We start from the raw sequence: 23,592 nt of genomic DNA, 5'->3' as shown, positions 1-23,592 counted from the left end.
TAGATTTGAAATATTTTTTATTTTCTAAGAAGGATGGTGAAAACGGTTTTCCCAGGCTCTGAATCCACTTCCAACCTGCCCCCATGCGCCTTCACAATATCATTTGTAATGCTCAGTCCAAGTCCCGTTCCCTCAGTTCCTTTTTTGGTAGTGAAGAAAGGCTGCAGGATTTTGTCCTTGATCTCATCCGGAATCCCATGTCCATTATCCTCAACTGATAACTTAACCCTATCCTTTTCAAGTATTGTGGTAACCTTTAATTTTGGCAAATAACCTTCACCTGACGATGCACCACCTTCCGACTTCCTCCCGATAGACATCGGGATTCCGACTTCCGACTTTTTCGCTTTTTCTTTCATCATACTTCGACTTCGCTCAGCACAGGCATCAAAAGCATTATTACAGAGGTTTAAAATTACCCGGCTAAAATCTTCTCCTACAAGGTCCACTTTCTCGATGGAATCATCTAAGTCTAATTGAATATCCACATTGATCGGATTTTTACCTGCCCGCATGCCATGATAACTCAGATTCACATATTCCTTTATCAAGGCATTCAGGTCTGTGGATTCTTTTTTGCCCGAGCCTCCACGGGAATGCTGGAGCATGGAGGTCACGATGCCATTGGCACGGGAACCATGTTCGTGGATCTTCTCCAAGTTGGCTTTTATATCCTCCAAAATCTCATCCTCAATTTCGTCTTCCTCTGTCCTTGGTCTTGTTTCTTGGTTCTTGATTCTTGTCTCTTTTACTTCATCTAAAAGCTCCAAACTCACTTCCGAAAAATTATTCACAAAATTCAGCGGATTCTTTATCTCATGGGCAATGCCGGCGGTGAGTTGGCCTAGTGACGCAAGTTTTTCCTGTTGGATAAGTTGGGCTTGGGTGGATTTGAGTTCTTTCAGTGCCTCTTCTACCATTGCTCTCTTTTGCTCCAGTTCCTCGATGGTTTCTTCTAGCAGGATAGCTGTTGTCCGTTTTACTTTTTCGGTTCGGTCGAGCTTAAAAGATAAAATATGAAGTTCTTTATCCACAGCTTTTAATGCCATAAGAACAGCATCTTTCTGTTCAGCCGGCATATTTGGATACTGCTGAATAAATTCTAATACAGTTAGCAGATTTTTATCCATTTCTATTTTTCTTTTAACGCCACACAACAGGTGGTCAAATTATGCATTTCCAAATTACCTCCTGCCATTCTGCCGAGTTCCGCATTGGAAAACATTCCTACCATAGGTACATTCCAAACTCGTTGAATGCCTTCTATTTCGGAATTCATCATAGGGCCGAATGAAAGAATCCTGCCGGCACAGCTGAACACAACCAGGGCATCTGCTTCCGGCCTTTCGGTTTCCTTTAGATTTTGAACGCCTTTCACCACTTTTTCCATCACATCCCAATCAGGAGGTAAGGAAAAACGGATTTTTGACCCTTGCGGAACCGTGCCACTTGTGTAAAAAGAGCGATCTGACCAGTCAACGACCAACGGTGGACGCATGACTGGATCTCCATTTTTTCGTTGAAGTTGCAATGGAAAATTGGCAGCAATTTCTATTAATAAATCCTGGTTGCCCGGGGTTACATTCTCAAGTCCGCCATATTTTGTGGTGATATCGAGTGCCGGTTCGTTTTCAATCGTGAACACATGGTTCCCTTCACTTTTGGTCACTGTTTTTTCTGTTCCTACTGCTTTCCAACCACAGGTAGCGATGCCGCTGACAGCCACTTTTTCTTCATCAAAAGCGATACAAACCATTCCCTTGTTGCTCACTTTATAGTTGGTGAAAACATAGGTTTCAGTAAAGGCGTAATCGTCTCCTGCACCTCCGCCAAAAGCAATCACATCTTTCCCAATAACTTCTTCAAAGCCCCGCAAGATTTCTTCTCCATCTGCCGCAGGATTACTCGTACCGATGATAAAAGCAGGCTTTTTAAATGTCGCTTTTGCTTTACTGGCAATTCCCATCGCAACTTCTTTGAAGTTTTTATTTGGGTATTCTTCCAGATATATCTCGTAATAATTTTTGTTGATTTCCAACAAGAGTGCCACTACTGATCCCTTTTCAGTTTCTTCATCTATAAACTCTCCATTGGTGGTAACCCCAAAAAGGTCTAATCCCGCATCATCTGTTACCTTACTAAGGGCATGAAGATCTTGACTCACGGAAGAGAACATGATCGCCAGGGTGGGTTTGAAGCCATCGGCCATACATTCAGCGAGTGATGTTTTAATTTCTTCCGTTGATTTGCCTTTAATTGATTTTGCTTTCATTTCTTCAATTTTAGAGGTTAAAATTATTTCTCTTTCAATGCCACCCAACTTACCGTTGTTCCCTGAAATTCACAGCGGCCTTCATCCAATTTTCCAAATTCACCCAAGGAGAAAAAGCCTATCATGGGTTTGCCCCAGGTAGATGCCAGCCCTTCTATTTCTGTGGAAATCAACGGGCCAAAAGTCCCTAAACGTCCGACACATGAAAAGACCATTAACACATCGGCATCTGGCATCTCCTTTTCTTTACTGATCCTGGTGGTTTCTACCACTTTGTCAATCACATCAAAATCCGGTGGCAGGGAAAAACGGAATTGATCCCCCTCGTTTACACCCCCTGCAATCATGACGGATTGGTCGACAGGATTAAAAAACAGCGCAGGCTTCATAATGGCATTTCCTGATGCCCTCTCAAACTGTAATGGATAGCCCAGGTCTGTTGGAATAAATCCAATTCCTTCTGAATTATCCCTTACTATATCATTCCCTAAGAATTTTTGAATGACATGCATCGCCGGTTCATGGTCAATGGTGAGTGCCCAAGTGCCTTCACATTTCGTGATTTTTTTGCTTGTCCCTACCGGCTTCCATCCTGAAACAGCCAGACCGCTCATCGCAACCTTGTCCTGATCCAGAATGAGTGCAAGTAATCCTCCCTTACTTGATGCATCATTGGTGAAAAGGATTCCTGTAAAGTCAGCCGGATCACCACTACCACCACCCGCGATCAAAATATCCTGGCCTACTGCATCCGTCAATCCTTTGATGAGCCCATCGTAGGAAATTCTGAAATCCAATGGTGAAATGATGAAGCCAGGATTCTTAAAAGCGCTCTTCCCAGTTATACCTGCATTATACCCGGCTTCATAAGCAGAGGATCCTTCGTAATCGTTTAACACTATTTTGAAGTTCTCAGGTTTTATATCCAAGAGCATCACCAGGATATCATCTTCTGTAATTCCGTCTTCAGAAAATTTTTGGGGTGATGTGATCCCAAATATCGCAATACCTCGTTCCCAAAAAATGTTACGGAGCGCTTCTGCGTCTTCCATGTTGCTTATCATAATGATGGCAAGGGTCGGATTGAAATCCTGCCCACCAGGCTGGATGGCATTACTTTTGCTTTCCACCAATGCTTTTTGTATTTCTGAAGGTGTTTTTCCTTTGATTGATTTTGCTTTCATATTTTCAATATTTTATGATTGAATCATTTCTCCTTCAATGCCACCCAGCAACATGCCGTCGAGTGAACATGCTGTTGGCCATTTTTGGCCCTTCCAAATTCCCCATAAGTAAAAAAACCTGCCATGGGGCTTTTCCATACCTCGGCCAGTCCTTCATTCTCCATAGTCACCAAGGGACCAAGTGCTGGTTCTCTACCTGCGCAGGAAAAAACCAATAGGGCATCTGCATCTTCTTTTACCGTATTTTTCAATGCCTTTGCTTCTTCGATGATCTCCTCCACAATATCAAAATCAGGAGGTACCGAAAACCAGAAAGTCTCGTCCTCCTTCATTTCCATGTCCATGACCAAAGCATTTTCTTGGTGATCAATATTCATGGGGGACTTGATCAATATTTCATGGCTGTTTTCCCGCTCTGTGATGAATGGGTATTCGAAGGAAAGCTCGTTTAAAAGGTCGAAATCCTGGTCTCCACCCTGTTCGCTTTTGCCCAGGTACTTGAGGTACATTTCCACAGCAGGTTTGCCGTCAATGGAATACAATAATTTACCTTTACTTTTAGTTACTTTTCTGGAGATTCCCAATTTTTTCCAGCCTGTGATGGCCATACCATTTAGGGATACTTTATCAGCATTCAGCACCAAAGCGACAAGGCCATGATTGGTTTCCCCATTATGGGTAAAGACTGCCGTTCCTGTTAATGTAAAATCATCGCCGGCCATACCTCCAAAAAAGACTTTATCCCGTCCCATGGCATTGGACAATTCATGTACAAGCGTTTCTCCGTCAAATAATTCTGCGGAGGAGGTTACGCCCGTACTGCATACTATCATCGCCGGGTTGGAAAACTTGGAAAGGGAGAAATCAGCTACTTTCTTAGTAACCTCCCTGATGCTAAGCTTGGTCAACTCTTCCAACAGAATCGAGTAGGCATCCCGATCTAAGTCCATCAACAGGATGGAAATTCCACCTTTACTTTGATGGCCATTGACAAACTCCCCGCAGGATGTGGCTCCAAAAACATCGATGTCCAGTGCTGCAAGGATTTCACGGACCGCTTTTCTATCCTGCTTTATGGAAATAAAGACAACAGCCAAAGTGGGAATAAAACCCCGTCCGACCGGGTCATCCGGGCGGGCATCGGCCATGCATTGCTCCAAAGCTGTTTTGATTTCTTCAGGAGATTTGCCGTAAATGGATCTTGCTTTCATGTGTTTAGTTTGATTATAAACTTTGTCCCTTTGTTGATAGCTGTTTCTATTTCCAACTCTCCCCCATGCGCCTTAACAATATCATGCGTTATACTCAGCCCTAAGCCCGTTCCTTCAGTTCCTTTTTTGGTGGTAAAGAATGGCTGCAGAATTTTGTCCTTAATCTCATCCGGAATCCCCGGTCCATTGTCCTCAACTGATAACTGAACCCTATCCTTTTCAAGCATTGTGGTCACCCTTAATTTCGGCAAATACTTTACCTCACTGTGAACCCCCTCTTGGTACATGGTATTTGGTACATTGTACATTTTAATCTTCTCCCGCATCGCATCAAAAGCATTATTACAAAGATTGATCACCACCCTCGTGAAGTCCTCTTTGATCAGGGACACCATACCCAAATCAGGATCCAGATCCAATATAATATCCACATTGATCGGATTCTTTCCTGCCCTCATGCCATGAAAGCTGAGATTGACATATTCCTTGATCAAAGCATTCAAATCAGTAAGTTCTTTCTTCCCTGATCCACCTCTTGAATGTTGGAGCATGGAGGTCACAATGCCATTTGCCCGCGAACCATGCTCATGTATTTTCTTCAAGTTTCCTTTAATATCCTCCAAAATCTCATCTTCCATCTCCTCACTTTCATCCCTTTCCCCTTCTTGATTCTTGGTTCTTGTCTCTTGTTTCTTGTCTTTCGCTTCTCGTCTCTCGCTTCTCGCTTCTAAAATCTCCTCTATCATCTCCAAACTCACCTCCGAAAAATTATTGACAAAATTCAGCGGATTCTTGATCTCGTGGGCGATCCCGGCAGTCAACTGTCCCAGAGAGGCGAGTTTTTCTTGTTGGACGAGCTGGGACTGGGTGGCTTTGAGTTCGCTCATGGCAGATTCTACCTCGGCCTTGGCTTTTTCCAATTTCACAAAATCCTCATACCGGGCATAAGCCACGGAAAAAGCCTTAGCTAAGGCCTGCACGAGTTCGATTTCATTTTCAGCCAAAGGACTGACATCACCTACATAAAGCATCCCTTGTGAAAATGGGACAAAATGCAGATCAAGAGATTCGGGAGGTGCCGCGGTACCCTGATAAGTACTGCCATCCTGAATCTGATCCTGCTCCATCAATTGGTTGATCCATTGGACAAAATCTTCCCTGTTCCAATGCTGTCTGTAAACCAACCCTTTTCTCCATGCCTCCACTGTTTGGTAAGTGAGTTCGCTGGCCTCGTAAGGTAGCCGCAAAACCCCAAGAGAATGTCCCTCTGGGGAGGAAAGGTAAGCCTCGACAATTTCTTGTTTTTCTTGAATGATAAATACCCCACAACGGATAAAGGGAACTCCAAGTGCAGTCAACTCATTGAAGATAAGCGGGGTAATCCGTTCAAGATCTTCTGCGTTTCTCATGGATGAAATCTCTGCACGGATCCGGTCGAGGGAAGCCTGTCTCAGTGCTGCTTTGGCACTGGCCTGAGCCTTTTGCAAATCACTGAATCGGGTATAGGCAAAGGAAAATACTGTCGTGGCTCTTTTTAAAAGTTCCCAACTTTCTGAGGAAATCTCTCCAGGAGCTGCGGCACCGATATAGCCGTTGGAAAATTTGTACAAGTGATAGGTACGATCGGGAATAGTTTCTCCATAAAAATTGCTGGTCCCAAACAGGTCGGATTTTTCTTCACAATATCGGATCCATTCTATCCTTTCCTCACCCTGCATCAGGATGGAAGTTTGTTTTACTTTGGATCGGTAAAATTCATCCATCTTTCGGCCCACCCAGGTATCCTGAAGGTCAATAGTCATCTGGTCTGTTATCGCTTTGCCAGGGTTATCCGGATTCTTAATGGTAAACCAACATTGGGTCAATCCGCTACTTTCATCCTGGATGTAAATGGAGCTGGTTTCCAATTCCTCTACGCCCAATGCACCCATTTCTTCCCGAAGCAGTTGCGCGACTTCAATGAGTTCATCAGGGCCCTGCATGGCCAAAGACCGGGAGCGCACTTTCTCCAGCGCATTTTCGATCTGGGCTTCTCTGGCTTGTTTTTCCGCTTTTTGCAGATCTAGGAAACGGGTGTAGGTTTGATCAAAAACCTTGGTAAAACGCTTGAAAATATCATGGGCATCCTGGACTGGCTTATACGTGATAAAGAGGAGATATCCATGGGTGAACTTACAGAGATGATTTATTTGGTAGGTTGGTAAAGCAATTCCAGCTTCTTCGAGACCGTTAAATACTGGTGTTAATTCCGGAAGGGATTTCATGAAATTATAATGGCTTTCAAGGGCTTTTCCCTCCAGTTCTTGGGTAAAAAAGTATTCTTCACTTTGCAGAAAATGAAAAAATTCAAGTAAAGAATTCTCTTTGGTCAAAGGGAGGTCAAATGGTTTTTGAATGGTTCCCTCATTACTCATGAAATTGGTGGCAACTTTTTTATCGGATGAAAGAATATTATAACCACAGCTCCAGGCAGGGATATCCAGGGACTGGATTTCCAGAAACATAATATTGGCGACTTCTTGCAATTCATCACTGCTCTGCATGCCCATGGTTCGGGACCGGATTTTTTCCAAGGCCGCTTCAATTTTGGCCTCTCTTGCCTGCGCTTCTGCTCTTTGAAGATCCAGGAATCTCCGATAGGTTTGGGCAAAAACAGCAGCAAAACGACCGAATAACCTTGCTGTTTCTTCAGAAAATGGAACCGGAGAAAAGGCAAAAAGAAACCCATCCGGAAAGAAAAAATCATAATGGATAATTTTTTTAGGCAATTTTTCAAAATCCACCCGAATGGAATAATCAGGGGCATCGTTGACAGCTTTGAAGTAGTTGATCAAATTATCTCCTGACAGTTCATAGGAAAAGGTGGATTTCTTTGCTTCCCACGCATCCTTCACGGCTGTTAACAATGGGTGTAAACCCAAATCCAAAATACCCTTATCCAAGAAGATATTCCCTGTGGAAGGATTGGTAGACCCGGTCCAGACTTCCACAGTTCTGGATGGGTTCCAAATCCCAATCCCTGATCGGACGGATTTATCTACCCCAAGCTTGAGTAATTCTTCAAAAAGTGTGGTTACTGTGGTTTCCACATCCACGCTGGAGTGCATGGCCATCGTTCGCGATCGAACCCGCTCCAGTGCAGCTTCTATCTGTGCTTCCCTTGCTTGGGCTTCGGCTTTTTGAAGATCGAGAAAGCGGGTGTAGGTTTGTTCGAAAACTTTGGCGAAGCGTGTGAAAATATCATGGGATTCAGGGGCAGGTTCATAGGTGATAAAGAGGACATACCCATATTTGAAAAATGCCACATGGTCAATCTGCGAAGTTGGAAATGGGATTCCGGCTGCCTTCATCTTAAGCAATTGTTCTCCTACCCCGGGCAAGCTGCAGAGGTATTCATAATGCGCAGGACAGGCTTGCTCCCCGATTTCATTGACCAAAAGCGTTTCTCCTCTTTGACCTGCTTCAAAATACTGAAGAAATACACCTTCCCTTGGGGTTCTGTATTGAGGAAAAGTACCCTTTCCGTTACTTCCCCATTCCACAGATCCACGGGGGTCATCATCGTAAATGTTAAATGCACAAAACCAGCTTTCCATGCCCAAAGACTGCACTTGCTTGACCAACTCAAGTGAAATATCCGCCAATTCTTCACTTCGGTGCATGGCGAGGCTTCTTGCCCTCACCCTTTCCAAGGCCAACTGAATCTCTGCTTCACGGGCTTGTTTTTCAGCGTTTTGCAGATCGAGAAAGCGGGTATAAGTCTGCTCGAAAACCTTAGCAAATCGTATAAAGATTTCAGGTTCGGGATAGGGTTCCAGCGTGATGATCAATAAATAGCCCCTCGAAAAATAGGCGGCATTCCACTGCTGCTTTTCAGGAAAGGAAAGTCCTTCATCTATGATTTTTTGGAAAAAAAGCCTGACCTCCGGAATGGACAACATGTAATCGTAATGGCTCTTGAGCGCCGCTCCTGACTTTTCAATGGATAGAAAATCAGTTTTTTTCTGCCATCCCTGATACATTTGCTTATGTGCAGAATCTGTGGTATTCGGAATAGCAACGGGCGGGAATACTCCATTTTCATTGGCAAACCAAAATTCATCTTTTTCAACATGCTCTTGGCACAAGCCAAATCCGGTGCCCCATAGATTGCCGCCCAAAGCTCTAAGCTGTTCGAAAAGTACGAAGGCTGCATCGGCAAGTTCTTCGGACTTTTGCATTGCCATAGTGCGGGCCCGCACCCTTTCCAATGCCAATTGGATTTCAGCTTCCCGGGCTTGTGCTTCCGCTTTTTGGAGATCGAGAAAACGGATGTAAGCCTGATCAAAAACCCGTGCAAAACGCTTGATGATATCAATTTCATTTTCGGATAAAACTTTCCCTTCAAAATCATTGACATTAAACACTGCATTTTTAACCGCGACCATGGAAATGGTATAGTTGCTGCTATCGAATATCATGCGCTTGATATCCTCGGGCAAATGCCTGAATTCAGCAGTGTGTTCAATTACATGCTCATAGAAAGAATCTTTTTCTTCTTTCGAATAATGGCCAACAAAATAATCTAATTGCTCTTCTATAGCCCCGTATAAATCTTTCGGTACCGGATGATCAAAGTAAGGGAGACGATAATTAGTGATGACCAGGCCAGCTTCATTCTGACCGCATACAAAAGCATTTAAATCTTTCGAGCCTTCAATGTTTGTGGCGATGCCAACGGCTGTAAAAGGAATTTGCAGGTCTTTTAATCTTTCGAAAAGAACTGAGACCACCTCTTTTAGCTCATCACTTCTATGCATGGCTAAGGACCGGGAACGGACTTTTTCCAGGGCCGCTTCGATCTGCGCTTCCCTTGCCTGTGCTTCCGCCTTTTGGAGATCGAGAAAGCGGGTGTAAACTTGTTCAAAGGTTTTACCAAATCGTTTGAGTACTTCATTTTCTTCCTCTGTATAAGGAGTGTTTGAGTAATTTTGGATGGCCAGCGAAACATTTTCCATGAAGACTACAGCCCGGTACATACCCGGACTATCAAAAATTAATTTTTGTCTTTCTGTAGGAATATTTTTGATATGCTGGAAGAAGTGGCGGAAAAATTGATTTTTATCCTCGAAGGATAACTGCTGTGTAATAAATTTTAGCCCTCTTTTCTTTGCTTCCTTAATTGAATTAAATAAAGAATTGTCAAAGTAGGGAATATTCAGCAATATAGAGTAGGGTTGACCGGGTGCTGCTGTCCAAAGGTTGAGGTCATCGTTCTCCTTATAATTAGGGTCAAATTGCGCTGAGTCAATTTTGTAATTCAATAAGCGAAATTGCTCAAACATTAACTGAATAACTTCCTTGAGTTCTTCACTCTTGTGCATTGCCATCGATCTTGATCTAACTCGTTCCAAAGCCGCCTCAATCTGTGCTTCTCTGGCTTGCGCTTCAGCTTTTTGGAGATCAAGGAATCGGGTATAGGTTTGTTGAAATACTTTTCCAAAGCGCATCAGAATCTTATTCTCTTCTGCTGTATAGGGAGTCATTGAATAATGTTCTATATACAAGCCCACATTGTCCAGCAATACGGTGGAGATGGCAAGTGCCGTTTTGCTGAAAATGGCTTGCTGCGCTTTTTCCGTCAATGCCGGAATCAACTCGAAAAGATCCTGGTAGAATTTGTTTTTTACTTCAAAGGGGAGCAGGTTGGCAAAGAAAGATTCCTGCTTGGCTTTTGCCTCCCGGTAACTGTTCCAATGGGGAGAATCAAAATAAGGAATGGTAATCTCGCTGGGCACTCCTTGTTGGTGGTCTGCTAGCCAGATATGCATATCCTCCCGCTCTTTATAGTCCAGGATAAATCCTGCATGGTCTACATGGATATTTAATCCCACCATTTGCTCGAACACTACCTGGATAACTTCTTTGAGTTCTTCGGTATGGTGCATAGCCATAGTTCTGGATCGTACTCTTTCCAAGGCTGCTTCTATTTTTGCTTCTTTTGCCTGGGCTTCCGCTTTTTGGAGATCGAGGAAACGGGTGTAGGTCTGTTCGAACACTTTTGAAAAGCGTTGGAAAATGGCATGTGATTCGGGTACCGGCTTATAGGTAATGAACAATAAGAATCCATGCTTGAAAAAAGCAATATGGTCATACTGCGACTCGGGCAAAGAGGCACCGGACGACACAATTTCACGAAGTGCATCACCCATGTCCGGAATAGTCATGAGGTAATCATAATGGACTTTACAATCCTCGCCTAAGAATTCTTCCACATGGAACGTTTCTCCGGCTTTGCCTTTTTCGTAAAACTTCAAGAAGAAATTTTCTCTGGGAGTTTTGTAAAATGGCAAAGACCCTTCTCGGCTGCTAAACCATTCATAGTCACCCTCAGGATCGTCTGCATAAATATGAAAAGCACAGCCCCAGGTTTCGATACCCAATTCACGGACCTGCCGGTCCAAAACCTCTGAAGCTTCGGTCAGCTCTTCTGAGTGCTGCATGGCCATGGTCCTTGCCCTTACCCTTTCGAGAGCCAACTCGATTTCTGCCTCACGGGCTTGGGATTCTGCTCTAACCAAATCCAGATACCTTCTGTAGGTTTGTTCAAACAGAGCACTGAACCGCTTGGTAATCTGAATTAATTCGGGTTGGAATTCACGGGGACTGAAAGCATAAAAAAATCCATGCTCGAAAATGAAACAGTGTTGGATTTCTTTTTTGGGTAATTTTTCTATCGGTATCTGAATTTTATAGTCAGGCGCATTATTGAGCATTTGGTAGTAATTCAGCAAATCTTCTCCTTCCAATACATACTTGTGGAAGGCAACCTGCTCCTTCCAGGCCTTACGGGCACTTTTCAGCAAAGGGTGGGAGGCCATATCGATGTTGCCGATATGCATGTTGACTTCCTCCCCATTTTTGCGGACCGTCCAAAGCTGATTGTTTTCATTTTCATGGTTGAGAATGCCTATCCCAAATCGGGTACCCTCATCCACTCCCAAAGCGGTAAGTTCAGCAAACATCTTGAACACACATTTTCCCACATCCTCGCTGCTGTGCATGGCCATGGTCTGGGCCCTGACCCTTTCCAGCGCTGCCTCAACCTGTGCTTCCCTTGCCTGCTGTTCGGCTTTCTGTAAATCCAGAAATCGGGTATAGGTCAGGTCAATCACCTGTGTGAATCTCTTCAACACTTCGGGCAAATCACCTGGAAGTGGTTCCATGCCCACTGCTTCAAGAATACCGTGTTGAAAAAGGGCCTGACCTGCAAATACCTTTTTTAGCGCATAAAAAGTCTGTTTATATTCTTCTGAAGCGTATTTAAAATCAGTTTCCGAGAAAATCAAATCGCCATAGGACTTTAGCTCTTCCTCCTCCATAGAAAATTCCCTATAGGGTACTTTTCGATCAAGATCCTCTAGTACTGCATTTAAAATCGGATGATCCACAAAGAGAAACTGATAATTACTCAGAAAAGCATCATCAGTGGCGCCCCTACCCCATACCGTGAATTGCCGACTATTTCCATTTCTGAAGAATAAACTGCATTCATAAAGCTCCAGTCCTAATTTTTGCAGCTCTTCAAAAATTACGGTAATAATGGTTTCCAATTCATCACTTTTTCTAAGCCCCATGGCATGTGCCCTTACCCGCTCCAAAGCTGCTTCAATCTGTGCCTCCCTTGCCTGCTCCTCCGCTTTTTGTAGATCGAGGAAGCGGGTATAGGTTTGCTCGAAGACCTTGGCAAAGCGAATAAGAATGGATTGCTGATCTGTGCTAAGTTGGGCATTGGCCACAATATGCAGATACCCATGAATGAAGTGCGCATTATAGAAATGAATAGGATCCGGCATGTTTTTGCGGGCTATTTGGACTTGTTCCGGATTTATCCCCGACTCCACCTTTTGCAGATGTTTCAAAAACTCAGATTTGGTTGTTTTCTGGTAAAATTGTGGAAGATCGGATTTCCATGCACGGTACCTCTCATTCAACAAAGTATCGCTTTTAAGAGGGAGAAAAAACTGATTCATGCGATTACCATCAAATTGTGTAAGCCACATATTCTGAAGCTCCTTTTCTTCATTTATGATCGCATAGCCACACTGTTGGACAGATTCAAAACCCAAATTGAGGAATTCCTTATACATCAATACGGCCACCTCCTCAAGTTCATTGGAGTCATGCATGGCCATGGTTCGGGCACGCACCCGTTCCAAAGCCAGTTGTATTTCTCCCTCTTTTGCCTGAGCTTCGGCTTTTTGCAGATCAAGGAAGCGGGTATAGGATTGTTCAAAAACTTTCCCGAACCGTTTTAAAATTTCGTTTTCGTCTTCCAAAAACGCTTTGCCGTGATGGTTGGTAATAGAGATGCTTGTGTGATGGGAAATCACCACCGACCTGGCAAATCCACCTTTCCGAGACTTCAGTTCTTCTTTTCGTTCCCTTGGCAGGCTTTTCCAAGGTTCGTATTGGAATAAGTGGGCAAACATTTCCAGCTTTTCTTTGTCGCTGAATCTTTCGACTAGGAAACTGTTGCCTTTTCGAATCGCATCCCGAATCTGTGTGAAGATCGGTTTGTCCAATACGGGTGCCACGACTTTTTGGACGTAGTCGGCCATACCTCCTGATGCCCATAAAGAAAGTTCCTTATCAATCTCAGCGTTAATACAGATGAATACGCCCCCGTTGATATCCATTCCGATTCCATGCAATTGCTGTGCAGCAATGTTCACCACTTCCTGCAGTTCGGAAGTGTGATGCATGGCGAGACTCCGGGCACGCACACGCTCAAGCGCCAGCTGTATTTCTGCTTCCCTTGCCTGTGCTTCGGCTTTTTGGATATCCCGGAATCGCTGATATGCCAATGAAAAAACCTGATGAAAACGCCTGAACAATGTCAAAACATCATCAGCCATCGGTTGGTATAGGGTAAGGCCAAGTCCTCCTTCTCCAATGGACAAAAAGCAATAGTCCAATTCGGTGGCATCATCCAAAAATGGATCGGAAAAATGGTTTTCCTCTTTTCGGTGAATCCTAAAATCTTCCAGCTCTTTGCCACTTAGTCTACCGATGAAATACCCATCCCTTGAAGCCAGCATCTGCCTGACCATGCCATGTTCTACCGGACTTTTGAGGTATTCTGTTTTTTCTATGACAGTTTTGTCATAAGGAGTGAAATACTGGTAACAGAGGTATTGACCAATGTTTTCGTCAATGATAGCTGTCTGAACATTTCGGATTTTTTCTACCCCAAATTGCTGTAACTGATCCGAAATTGCCTGGCATACATCCAGCATATCCTCCGGTTTTTTCATGCCCATGGCTACAGCACGCACTTTTTCTAAAGATGCTTCGATAGCCAAATCCCTGTTTTTATTTTCCAGTTCGATGGTCCTTCGCTTGATGGCATCCCGGAGCTCCAGGTTTTCTTTGCTGATTTTTTCAATGGCCAAAGTCTCACCCTCACTAACCCGCATATCGGGGAGGGAACCGTGCTGTTGTACCACTTTCCATCCAGTCTTTGATTCTCCCAAAAGTGTTGACAGTCTGAGTTTAGAATAAAAATTCCAGTCTGCCTCTGTTTTGACATAAATATCGCAGACTTCATTGATCAGCACCATTGGATTGAGCCAAACAGCATCAATTTGGCGGTTTCTCATTTCCACTTTGCCTACCACCTCATGCATTTGGGACTTATAAAATTCAACCCCATCCGCTTTGGAATGGCAGACTTCCGCTTCTGAGGTCCCGATCATTTCAAATCGATCATCGAGTGTGGAAGAAAAAGCCAAAAGGTCTCCCTTAAGATAACTATGCCAGTATAAATTATAAACTTCTAATGCTTCAGCTTCCCCCTCTTTTTTATGTTTTTTCATATAGGCTTTTTGGGTGTTGGCAATCCCGAAAGCCCGTAGAGTTCTTTTGGCTATTATCAGTAAGACCAATCAGGAATTCGGATGGTGGTTGGCATTTTGGTTTGAAAAAGCAAATTGCCCTATTAGGATCCAGAGAGTACCTGATGCAATTCGGCTTTAAGTGATTCAAAATTGATGGGTTTGGTAAAAAACTCCTTTGCGCCGGAATTCATGGCCCTGTCATGGTTTTCACTATCTCCATAGGCGGATATCATACTTACCTGAATTGCAGGAAATTCTTTTTTGACTTTCTCCAACAATTCAAGTCCTGTCATTCCAGGCATATTGATATCCGAAAAGATATACATGACTTCCGGAGGATTATGGCTCCTAAGCAATTCCAATGCTTCACTACCGGAAAAGGCAAATTCAAGTGAAACTAAACCCTCCCGAACTTCTCTGCGGAGCTTCTGTCGGAACAACATCTCCACATCTCTTTCATCATCTACTATTAAAAATTTCATATTAATAAGGGTTAAACATTTAAGGTTTTGATTCTAGGAAATCATTCACTGATATTGAAAATCTTAGTTCATGAATCCATTTTAATTTACTCATTTTCAGGCAATTTTTTAGTGACACCCTCATATTTTTTTAAAATATTAATTATTCTTCCTTTCTCTGATTCCAAAGGTTCAAGACTGAACTGATAGTTAATTTAAGGTATTCTGATTTTTTAAAAATTCATCTAGGACGAAAGGTCTGTTTTTCTTCCCCAATGAACTGGATTTCTTTCCGAAAAGAAAAAGACCTTTGAAGCACAAGCAAGGGCAAGATCAAGAACTAGTATGCTGCTTCTGGAGAAGCAGCAGAACAAAAAGCAGCATAACCAAAAAATAGGGCATTTGGAAAATAATTTTCCAAATGCCCTCAGAGATCGCGATTCTCAAATTTAAAAAAGTTTAATTGGAAGGTGGTTTTATTTCAAATCCTTGTGCTTCCAGAATATTCAACATATCGTACCAATAGCGTAAAAATTCAATTTTACCATTCACTATCCTCCCTGCAGTGTGGTAGGGAACGGTAATGATTTTACCGGTCGCTTTGTGCTGAAGAGTATTGACTCCCCATGATAAAACCCATTCCCCTTCATTCCAATTGTTGGTGACTTTTACAGGCAAATAAAGTTCCTGTGAAAGGGTGTGTTTGAACAGGTTGGTACTATTGGTGTAATATTCCTTATGCTGGGCCACTGTAAGAGAGTCCAGACCTCCTCCCAAGCCATAGATCATGGCGCCAGGTGCCAATTGAGCATTCATAGTAGCTACATCTCCGGCCTGAAGGGCCTTGGTATAAGCCTGTACCACTTCCAAAGCTTTTGCAGCATTTTGAAATTCCAGGGTTACCTCTTGTTCCTGTGCGCTTGAAATCCCAGGCATCAGCGCCATTACGCATATCAATGCCATCATTGTTTTTAAAATTTTCATAACAAAGCTAGGTTAGGTTAAATGTTGGGAATCCCTATTGATTCCTTGATCAACTTCTTATTTATAAATAGATTTTCAAATCCATTTAGGACGAATGCATGCATTTATTGTCCCAATACACTAAAAAAGTTTTCCAATGAAAATTCAATTTTATGATATAAAATTAGTTATTTTAAATTTCTATAAAATTTTATTTTTTATTTTTTCATTTATTAAAACATAATTAGTAATTTACTCCATCTTAAAAAATCCACTAACAACCGATAACCAGTACCACATGAGAAAGAAATCCTATACCTATTTCACTTGCTTCCTATTCCTATTAATCAGTGGGGATTTGTTTTGTCAATCCACTATCATGCAGTTTAGACATCCATTAGATCCACTTGACACCAATGAGATCAAGATAGTCAAACAGGTTTTGTTGAAGGAAAATAAGGTTAGAAATGACAGCAGTAGTTTGTACAGTATCATTAACTTACTTGAACCACCCAAAAGTGAGGTGTTAGCCTATAAACCAGGGGATGATTTCAGGCGTGAAGCGTTTGCCTATGTGTACGATTATCCTGCAAATGAATTGGCAAAAGCCGTTATTGATTTAAAGCAACAAAAATTACTTTCTTTCGAAAAAATAGAAGGCAAACAACCTACTGGTGCTTTTAAAGCAGATTCCATCGCTTCTGAGATTGTCAAAAACAATGCAGATTGGAACGCTGCCCTAACTAAAAGAGAGATTAATCCGGATTCCGTGAAAGCCAGCTTTGGAAATTTCGCTGCTGATCTTGGACTTGCTCCATTAGGAAATCGGGAACTAATAGTTTCTCCTGTCTACAAAAATAAGCAGTTTAACAGGATGCCTATAGGAGGAATTTATGCCTATGTGGATGTCACGGACAAAAAAATCCTGAAAGTAGTGGATAGTGGAGGAGGTTGGTCAGATCCTGTGAAGGTGGGCTATTTCGAGGGAGATTCCATCAAAATTGACATGACCGCACCCAAACAAGTGTTGATTACCCAGCCGGAAGGGGTGAATTACCGTATTGAAGGAAATCAGGTGATTTCTCCCCTTTGGAAATTCAGATTCAGTATCCACAGCAGAGAAGGTTTGGTCATTCATGATCTGCACTACTTTGATCATGAGCAAAAGAAGTGGCGCTATATCATGTATCGGGGCGGACTTTCGGAAATGATCGTAAATTATGGTTCTCCGGATTTGTTAAATGCCACCAATAACTATTTTGATGTAGGTGAATTCAGGTTATTCCAGACCAAAGCCAGACCCCTCACCTATGGTGCTGACGCCCCGGAGAACGCCACCTATCTGTCCGCCGTATTGCATGATGATTTTGCTACACCCATTCTTTCAGATAGTGCCATTGCGGTTTTTGAAGAATTTGGTGGCGTGCTCTGGAGACATCAAAACCATGCCAGGAGGGCAACCGATCTCGCTATCAAATATTACATCACTGCAGGCAATTATGATTACGGATTTAAATGGACTTTTAAAGAAGACGGTACTGTGGTCATCGTGACCGAACTCAATGGCATCGCACATATCCGTGTCGTGGAGCGGGTTACAGATGATCCCGGAAGCGATGACGAAGCCTATCAAGGTAATTACTTCGGGACTATCGTAGAACCACACGTGGAAGCAAACAACCATCAGCACTTTTTCATTTTCAGGCTTGACCTCGATATTGACGGACAGCACAATTCCGTTGGAGAAATGAATATGGTTCCAGTCCCAAAAGGACCGGACAACCCTTACGGGAATGCCATTATTGGGAAAATGGACATGTTTAAGAATGAGCTTGAGGCCAAACGCATGGCAAACGCTGCCAGCAGCAGGATGTGGATGGTCATGAACCATCATGTGAGGAATAAATTCAACCATATGTCTTCCTATATGCTTATGCCAAGTCCCGGTGTGGTACCATTGGCGGAAGTGGGATCTTCTCTTTACAATCGGGCCGGGGCACTATACCATCATTTTTGGACAACTCCATATAGGGCTGATGAAATGTATCCTACTGGTGATTTTCCGGTGAGCAACCAGAAAAATGAAGGATTGCCCAAATGGACACAACAAAACAGGAATATTGATAATACCGATGTGGTCGTATGGTATGTGGCCGGGGTAAATCACATCGTGCGGCCGGAAGAATGGCCCATCATGAATCAGCATACGGTATCGATTACCCTAATGCCCTTTGGGTTTATGTCAAAAAACCCGGTTTTGGGATTGCCTCCGGTTAAATTGCCTACAATTGCTAATTAAACCCGAAATATGCATTGGCAATTCTTTTGCGGGCTTTTATTGTTCCTGTAATTGGTTTTTAATTGATCAAGGACTCAATTTGGACTTTTCCGGTGAAGGGTGGCCTGTTCAAAGGAATAGGTCAGTCTGATCAAAACCGGCTCATCAAACATCCTACCCAAAAACTGTATACCAGCCGGAAGATTTTCGGAAGTATATCCCATGGGAACTGTAAAAGCAGGTTGCCCGGTATGAGGAGAAATAATCTGACTGTTGTCACCTTTATATTCTTCTTCAAAAAATTCAATCCTGGCAGGTTTGTTATTCCATGTGGGATAAACCAAGGCATCCAATTGCAATTCATCCATTTTATTTTCAATGGCCTCCCTAAATACCACTCTTCTGACATCTGAATAGGCATCTCCACAAGGAATGTCAGGGTTTTCCCGACGGAGTGTATTGGATGACAAGCGCTCCATTCTGTCTCTGGTGTAGGCTGATTTGGAACCTATACGCATGATATCTTCCATTGATTGTACCGTGTCTCTCTTGACATATGTTTTCAAAAAATCCTCTAAATCCAATCGAAAAGTCGGACACCATTGATCCTGACTGAGTTGTTCTAAATCGGCTATTTCCACATTTTCAATGATTTCAGCACCCTGCTTCTCCATATCGGATAAGGCTTTTTCAAAAAGAGCATAAATCTCCTCATCAGGATTATTGTCCACCAGGTTTCTCAATACCCCTATTCTTGCACCTTTTAGTCCTTCTCTGTCCAGATATTGGGTGTAATTGGAAGGGATTTTTCCTTCCCCATAAAGTGTGAATGAATCCTGGGGATCATGTCCTGCAATAACTTCCAATACCCTCACTGCATCTTCGACTGTTCTGCACATGGGACCTACCACATCATTTCTGAGATAAAGGGGTACTATTCCTTCTCTGCTGACCAATCCCAAGGTTGTACGGAAACCGACCAATGCATTATGGGAAGATGGTCCACGGATAGAATTGCCTGTATCCGTACCCAGGCCAATTGTCCCGAAGTTTGAAGCCATGGAGGCGCCTGTTCCCCCACTTGAACCTGCAGGAACATAATCCAGATTATAGGGATTTTTGGTAATCCCCACTGTCGAGCTTTCTGAATGCATGGGACTGAATGCCCATTCGGCCATATTGGATTTGGCGATGACAATTGCTCCAGCGGCAACCAGTTTTTTGATGATAAAGGCATCTTCTTCCGGATAAAAGTCCTGCAAAGCTAAAGATCCAGCTGTAGTAGGTAATCCCATTGTATTGATGTTGTCTTTGACAATCAGGGGAATGCCGTGAAGTGGACGTAAAGTTTTTGTTTTTTGAAATTCATCATCCAAAGATTTTGCCATTTCCATAGCATTGGGATTGATCATGCTTATGGAATTGATGTCCTTGTCCATCTTCTCTATCCTATCCAAATAAGCCTGTACCAATTCCTGGCTGTTGAATTTCCCGTTCTGATAGGCCGTATGGATTTCAGAAATAGTGAGTTCTGAAAGGTCGATAGTTTCCTTATTTGGGGTATTACATCCAAAGGATGAAATAAGTATAAGTACCCATAGGATGGCTTTTTTGTGAAAATTTGTTTGCAGTTGTGTCATCGGTAGTAAGGAAAATTGGTATTTACAGATTGGGGAATGACAGGTATTAGAAAATCTTAACCATGCAAGATAGACTTCTCCTAACGTCGAAGTGACAAGGAAAAGCCTTTTGTAGTTCTCTGGCTAAATTGATTATTCTCCTTGCTGTCATTGGTATTTCTTAAGGTTTTATTTGATCAATTTTTTATCTCCAAAATCCAGCTTATAAATGTCATCAAAGATGCCCGTTTATTTGCGCTTTCAAGGAAAGGATATTTTCCCTGCGGGTTTCAATTTGGGCGATTAGGTTGAAGCACCTTCCCATATCCCCAATAACATATGCTTCGAAACGGGGATCATATAGCACCTTTTCATAGTCACTTTTGATATCGCGTCTGTCTTCAATCGCATGAATCAAATCATAAAATTTTGAATTTCCTTTTTCAGCTATGACCATAGTCCCGGAATTTATGGATATATGGATAGCAGAAATCTCAGCCATGACAGGCTCAAAACTATTGCTGATGAACTCTGTGATGGAGGTCATAATGATTTTGATTTTCTCAAAATCAGCATAGTATTGGTTGAGTGATTTCAGGATTTCTTTTTGCCTGAAATTGCTGAATGACCCAGATGATTTTGCAGATTCAAAGGCAGTGGAATAGCTCGTAGCAGCTTCTGAATAATAAAGCGGCTCTATCAATATTCCGAACTTTTCTGCTCCCATTTTATCAGCTGGATTTCTCAGGTAAGTCAATAAGGTGGATAAAATCTCAATCCTATTCCGGTGAAATTCAGTAAGAAAATCCAACTTTTCAAGGTCCTTGTCCAGGTCACTGATTACGTCTGAGTAAAAATCAGCCTCCTGATTTCGGTACTTCCGGTTTTCATTCCAGGTGTTGATTTGAAGAGCAATCAGGATACCGATGACAACAAGGAAGATTTCGCCTATGGCATAAGCGAGATATCGGGTTAACCGATTCTGGGAGAGAAGTTTTTGGCGGATTTTTCGGAAGAGTGAGATCATATTATGTCAAATTTTATTTTCTTCAGGTTAATGTCTTATCATCTTTCCAATCTTTTAATCTCCCTTTCCAAATCCTGGATCATGTCCTCTACCGATTTCCTCAGGTTTTCATAAAAAAAGCCGATATAAGACCCGGTGCGATTGCGCTGGGTTTTGATAAAATACAGATATTCCCTGTCCTTTTTAAGGGATTCAAAGTCCAAGGGAACCATGTTTCCCTCAAAGGTGGATTTCCCGGTAAAATTCCACCCAGATTCAAATCGACTCGGTAGGATATGCCTCATATTGTATTCCACCTCAGCCAATTCTTCCTGTTCCGCTTTGAGGAAAAAATCATATTGGGAATCATAGACAGCAATCAGCTTATTTCGGATATCTGCATTTGAAATAATGTCCAATCCTCTGGATTTAGCGGTCTCGAAGGAACTTGTCGAGTGGACAAAATGCATGGGCAGAAGCGTGTAGTTAAAATGGTAAGCAAGCGAATCATGGTAGGAACCATTATTTTCCAACACCTCAATGATCAAATTCAAGGCTCTTTCGCTTTTTCCAAGTTCGTCCATATTGAGCTTGATTTCTGCCAAATCAGTGGTGAGTTCGGTTTTACAGCCTTTCAGGATTTCAAGTTCAGCCCTCTTCCTGCTATTATTTTCCCCATAATTCGACAGTTCAAAGGCTCCATAGATACCGATGATCAGCACCAGAATTTCAATCAGGTATTCCGGCCATTTTTCTTTGAGAAGGTATAAGATTCGTTTCATGTGTTTATATTTTGTTTTTTAATTGCCACATGGAATCTTCGCATGGATTATAATCACTCCTCTGTGTGTCGCTTCGGGTCATGCTTGATTTCATTATTTGAGTTCTTTTTGGATCAATTCTTTCAGTTTCTGGTTTTGGATCAGGACAGTTTCGATGTTCGACTCTGTATTTTTAGTCTTTATGGATGCTTCCAAAAGCAATTGTTGAAATTCCGGTGATCTGGAAAGCAGGTTTAAACCCTCTTTATCGACAAAGTCAAGTGGTACTGCTCCCTTGATACTATTGTCCCGGTTTCCAAAATAATTGGGTAAATGGTGGACTTTTTTCTCGGCCAAAAAGACCCGCATTCTGTTTTCCAATAACCCGGCATATTCTGAATAGGTAAAATCAAGATCAATCAAGTACCTGGAATATGTGTTGATTTCTTTCCTGATATCTTCATTGGATATTTTGTCGGCAACAGAAGGATCATTTTTTATTGCTATTGGATTATAATAAATCAGTTTCCTGATCAAGTTAGGATCTTCAATTTTCAAATCAATTCCATTCACCCCGATTTCATAGAGCACTTGATGTAGGATATTGATCTGGGTCAAGATAACCAGGTTGTCGCTGAAGGAGAGAGAATCCGCTCTCAAATCCTGAACAAGATTTTTTAAAACTGCCTGCTCTTTTACCTTGTCTTTTCGGTATTCGTTCCAGTTATTGACTTGTAAGGCAATCAAAATTCCGATGACGACCAGAAGGATTTCTCCAATGGCGTATTTGAGGTAAATGCTTACCTTGTTTTCTTGAAGGAGCTTTTGGCGGATATGGCGGAAGAGTTTTAGCATTGGTGGATGTTTGGTTTTAATGAAATATACTAGGCCAAAGAGGCGGTCCCCTACCATTTATTTTTCTTTCAGAAAACTGACAATCTCATCAGCAAAATCACGCTGATTGAAGGCGCTTATATGATTGCCGGTTACTATGCTCAGTCGACTGTTGGGAAGTGCTTTTTGTAAGTCTTCTGGATCCCCATTATCCAGATCATCTTCCCCTGCAATAACCAAGGCCTCGGTTTGAATGGCCTTGAGTTCGTCCAAAGTTGTTTCGGGCTGATGATCTTGAAGGTATCCCATGATTTTAAAATCAACTTTTTGTGACCGGGCATACTCAACCGCTCCCAAAGTAATTTCATCAGGTTGCGTTCTACCTGAGAATACATCCCCAAAAGCAACACGTCTGTTCCACTCAGGTTGTGTAAACCCCAAACCCATTCCTCCAAACACCGCCTTGGTAATTCTGTCATCCTTCGTCAGTAATTTTGCTAATACTATAGAACCGCGGGAATAGCCTACTGCCATATAGTTCTTCGCACCCAAATGATCCATCAAAGCGATAAGGTCCTTTATTTCTGCATCATCTCTGTAAGCGGCTTCATTCTGAGGTTTTCCTGACTTTCCATTTCCCCGCAAATCCGGGATTATCACTCGGTATCCGTTGCTCAGCAGCTCCTTCTTCAATTCAGAACTGCCCCAATTGATGCTGCCATCCACAATAAATCCATGGATAAGCAATACGAAGTTACCATTGCCCTCGTCCGTGTATGCAATGTTGGTTCCGTCGAATGAACTAAACTGTGAGAACTCATTTTTATCTGTTCCACAACTGAACATGGTGAGGATAAAGATGAGTGCGATAAGGAGTTCTAATTGTTTCATAGGTCGATGTTTTGCTTTAGGGAGTCAAAGAAATCAAGTATCTGATGCGGTCGAGCAAAAGTTGGGTAACCTTGTATTGCTGAAGGAGTTTTTGACGGTTTCCTGCCTTGCCGGCCTTTAGATTTACAAAATATAAATATTCTAATAAAGCTATTATTACTATCAACATTGAGGGGGGTCTGGGGGGAGACTTATAACTTGTTGATAACGGTGGATAAGTTAATTTTAAGGCCA

The 23,592-nt window shown here is 42.5% G+C and carries 13 protein-coding genes; 1 reads left to right on the top strand and 12 read right to left on the bottom strand.

Annotated elements, in window-relative coordinates:
• Positions 1-17 precede the first annotated feature (17 nt).
• The 7 genes from ACFSKV_RS03165 to ACFSKV_RS03135 form a co-directional block, all read right to left on the bottom strand.
• Complete coding sequence (locus ACFSKV_RS03165) at positions 18-1,130, bottom strand: sensor histidine kinase (RefSeq protein WP_380800313.1); 1,113 nt, start codon at positions 1,128-1,130, stop codon at positions 18-20.
• A gap of 2 nt (positions 1,131-1,132) precedes the next feature.
• Positions 1,133-2,272, bottom strand: a complete 1,140-nt coding sequence (locus tag ACFSKV_RS03160; RefSeq protein WP_380800311.1) for an FIST signal transduction protein — start codon at positions 2,270-2,272, stop codon at positions 1,133-1,135.
• A 23-nt stretch (positions 2,273-2,295) separates the two neighbouring features.
• Positions 2,296-3,456: an FIST signal transduction protein gene (locus ACFSKV_RS03155; protein WP_380800309.1), complete on the bottom strand. Its 1,161-nt coding sequence runs from the start codon at positions 3,454-3,456 to the stop codon at positions 2,296-2,298.
• Positions 3,457-3,479: 23 nt separating this feature from the next.
• Positions 3,480-4,667, bottom strand: a complete 1,188-nt coding sequence (locus ACFSKV_RS03150; RefSeq protein ID WP_380800308.1) for an FIST signal transduction protein — start codon at positions 4,665-4,667, stop codon at positions 3,480-3,482.
• Positions 4,664-14,524 (bottom strand): ATP-binding protein, encoded by a 9,861-nt coding sequence (locus tag ACFSKV_RS03145; RefSeq protein ID WP_380800306.1) that lies wholly within the window; start codon positions 14,522-14,524, stop codon positions 4,664-4,666. The genes ACFSKV_RS03150 and ACFSKV_RS03145 overlap by 4 nt, the downstream gene beginning before the upstream one ends.
• A gap of 122 nt (positions 14,525-14,646) precedes the next feature.
• The gene (locus ACFSKV_RS03140) at positions 14,647-15,027 is read right to left on the bottom strand and encodes a response regulator transcription factor (RefSeq protein ID WP_380800304.1); all 381 of its coding nucleotides are present in this window, start codon (positions 15,025-15,027) and stop codon (positions 14,647-14,649) included.
• Positions 15,028-15,465: 438 nt separating this feature from the next.
• Entirely contained in the window at positions 15,466-15,990 is a 525-nt protein-coding gene (locus tag ACFSKV_RS03135; RefSeq protein ID WP_380800302.1) for a nuclear transport factor 2 family protein, read from the bottom strand.
• Positions 15,991-16,267: 277 nt separating this feature from the next.
• Here ACFSKV_RS03135 and ACFSKV_RS03130 point away from each other — a divergent pair, with 277 nt between their 5' ends.
• On the top strand, positions 16,268-18,268 hold the full coding sequence (locus ACFSKV_RS03130; protein ID WP_380800300.1) for a copper amine oxidase: 2,001 nt from the start codon (positions 16,268-16,270) through the stop codon (positions 18,266-18,268).
• Positions 18,269-18,342: 74 nt separating this feature from the next.
• On the opposite strand, the gene ACFSKV_RS03125 is transcribed toward ACFSKV_RS03130, so the two are convergent.
• The 5 genes from ACFSKV_RS03125 to ACFSKV_RS03105 form a co-directional block, all read right to left on the bottom strand.
• Positions 18,343-19,887, bottom strand: a complete 1,545-nt coding sequence (locus tag ACFSKV_RS03125) for an amidase (RefSeq protein WP_380800299.1) — start codon at positions 19,885-19,887, stop codon at positions 18,343-18,345.
• Between the two features lie 214 nt (positions 19,888-20,101).
• Positions 20,102-20,893 carry a DUF6090 family protein gene (locus ACFSKV_RS03120; RefSeq protein ID WP_380800297.1) on the bottom strand — a complete coding sequence of 264 codons (792 nt, stop codon included), beginning with the start codon at positions 20,891-20,893 and terminating at the stop codon, positions 20,102-20,104.
• Positions 20,894-20,931: 38 nt separating this feature from the next.
• Positions 20,932-21,654 (bottom strand): hypothetical protein, encoded by a 723-nt coding sequence (locus tag ACFSKV_RS03115; protein ID WP_380800296.1) that lies wholly within the window; start codon positions 21,652-21,654, stop codon positions 20,932-20,934.
• Between the two features lie 93 nt (positions 21,655-21,747).
• The gene (locus ACFSKV_RS03110; protein WP_380800294.1) at positions 21,748-22,488 is read right to left on the bottom strand and encodes a DUF6090 family protein; all 741 of its coding nucleotides are present in this window, start codon (positions 22,486-22,488) and stop codon (positions 21,748-21,750) included.
• A 57-nt stretch (positions 22,489-22,545) separates the two neighbouring features.
• On the bottom strand, positions 22,546-23,358 hold the full coding sequence (locus ACFSKV_RS03105; RefSeq protein ID WP_380800293.1) for an alpha/beta fold hydrolase: 813 nt from the start codon (positions 23,356-23,358) through the stop codon (positions 22,546-22,548).
• Between the last annotated feature and the right edge of the window lie 234 nt (positions 23,359-23,592).

The organism is Shivajiella indica (genome assembly GCF_042683085.1).
GTDB lineage: Bacteria > Bacteroidota > Bacteroidia > Cytophagales > Cyclobacteriaceae > Shivajiella > Shivajiella indica.
This window is presented reverse-complemented; position numbering and strand designations above follow the sequence as displayed.

Coding starts and splice junctions, on each gene's coding strand:
- ACFSKV_RS03165 (WP_380800313.1), bottom strand. CDS start 1,130: ATGGATAAAAATCTGCTAACTGTATTAGAATTTATTCAGCAGTATCCA.
- ACFSKV_RS03160 (WP_380800311.1), bottom strand. CDS start 2,272: ATGAAAGCAAAATCAATTAAAGGCAAATCAACGGAAGAAATTAAAACA.
- ACFSKV_RS03155 (WP_380800309.1), bottom strand. CDS start 3,456: ATGAAAGCAAAATCAATCAAAGGAAAAACACCTTCAGAAATACAAAAA.
- ACFSKV_RS03150 (WP_380800308.1), bottom strand. CDS start 4,667: ATGAAAGCAAGATCCATTTACGGCAAATCTCCTGAAGAAATCAAAACA.
- ACFSKV_RS03145 (WP_380800306.1), bottom strand. CDS start 14,524: ATGAAAAAACATAAAAAAGAGGGGGAAGCTGAAGCATTAGAAGTTTAT.
- ACFSKV_RS03140 (WP_380800304.1), bottom strand. CDS start 15,027: ATGAAATTTTTAATAGTAGATGATGAAAGAGATGTGGAGATGTTGTTC.
- ACFSKV_RS03135 (WP_380800302.1), bottom strand. CDS start 15,990: ATGAAAATTTTAAAAACAATGATGGCATTGATATGCGTAATGGCGCTG.
- ACFSKV_RS03130 (WP_380800300.1), top strand. CDS start 16,268: ATGAGAAAGAAATCCTATACCTATTTCACTTGCTTCCTATTCCTATTA.
- ACFSKV_RS03125 (WP_380800299.1), bottom strand. CDS start 19,887: ATGACACAACTGCAAACAAATTTTCACAAAAAAGCCATCCTATGGGTA.
- ACFSKV_RS03120 (WP_380800297.1), bottom strand. CDS start 20,893: ATGATCTCACTCTTCCGAAAAATCCGCCAAAAACTTCTCTCCCAGAAT.
- ACFSKV_RS03115 (WP_380800296.1), bottom strand. CDS start 21,654: ATGAAACGAATCTTATACCTTCTCAAAGAAAAATGGCCGGAATACCTG.
- ACFSKV_RS03110 (WP_380800294.1), bottom strand. CDS start 22,488: ATGCTAAAACTCTTCCGCCATATCCGCCAAAAGCTCCTTCAAGAAAAC.
- ACFSKV_RS03105 (WP_380800293.1), bottom strand. CDS start 23,358: ATGAAACAATTAGAACTCCTTATCGCACTCATCTTTATCCTCACCATG.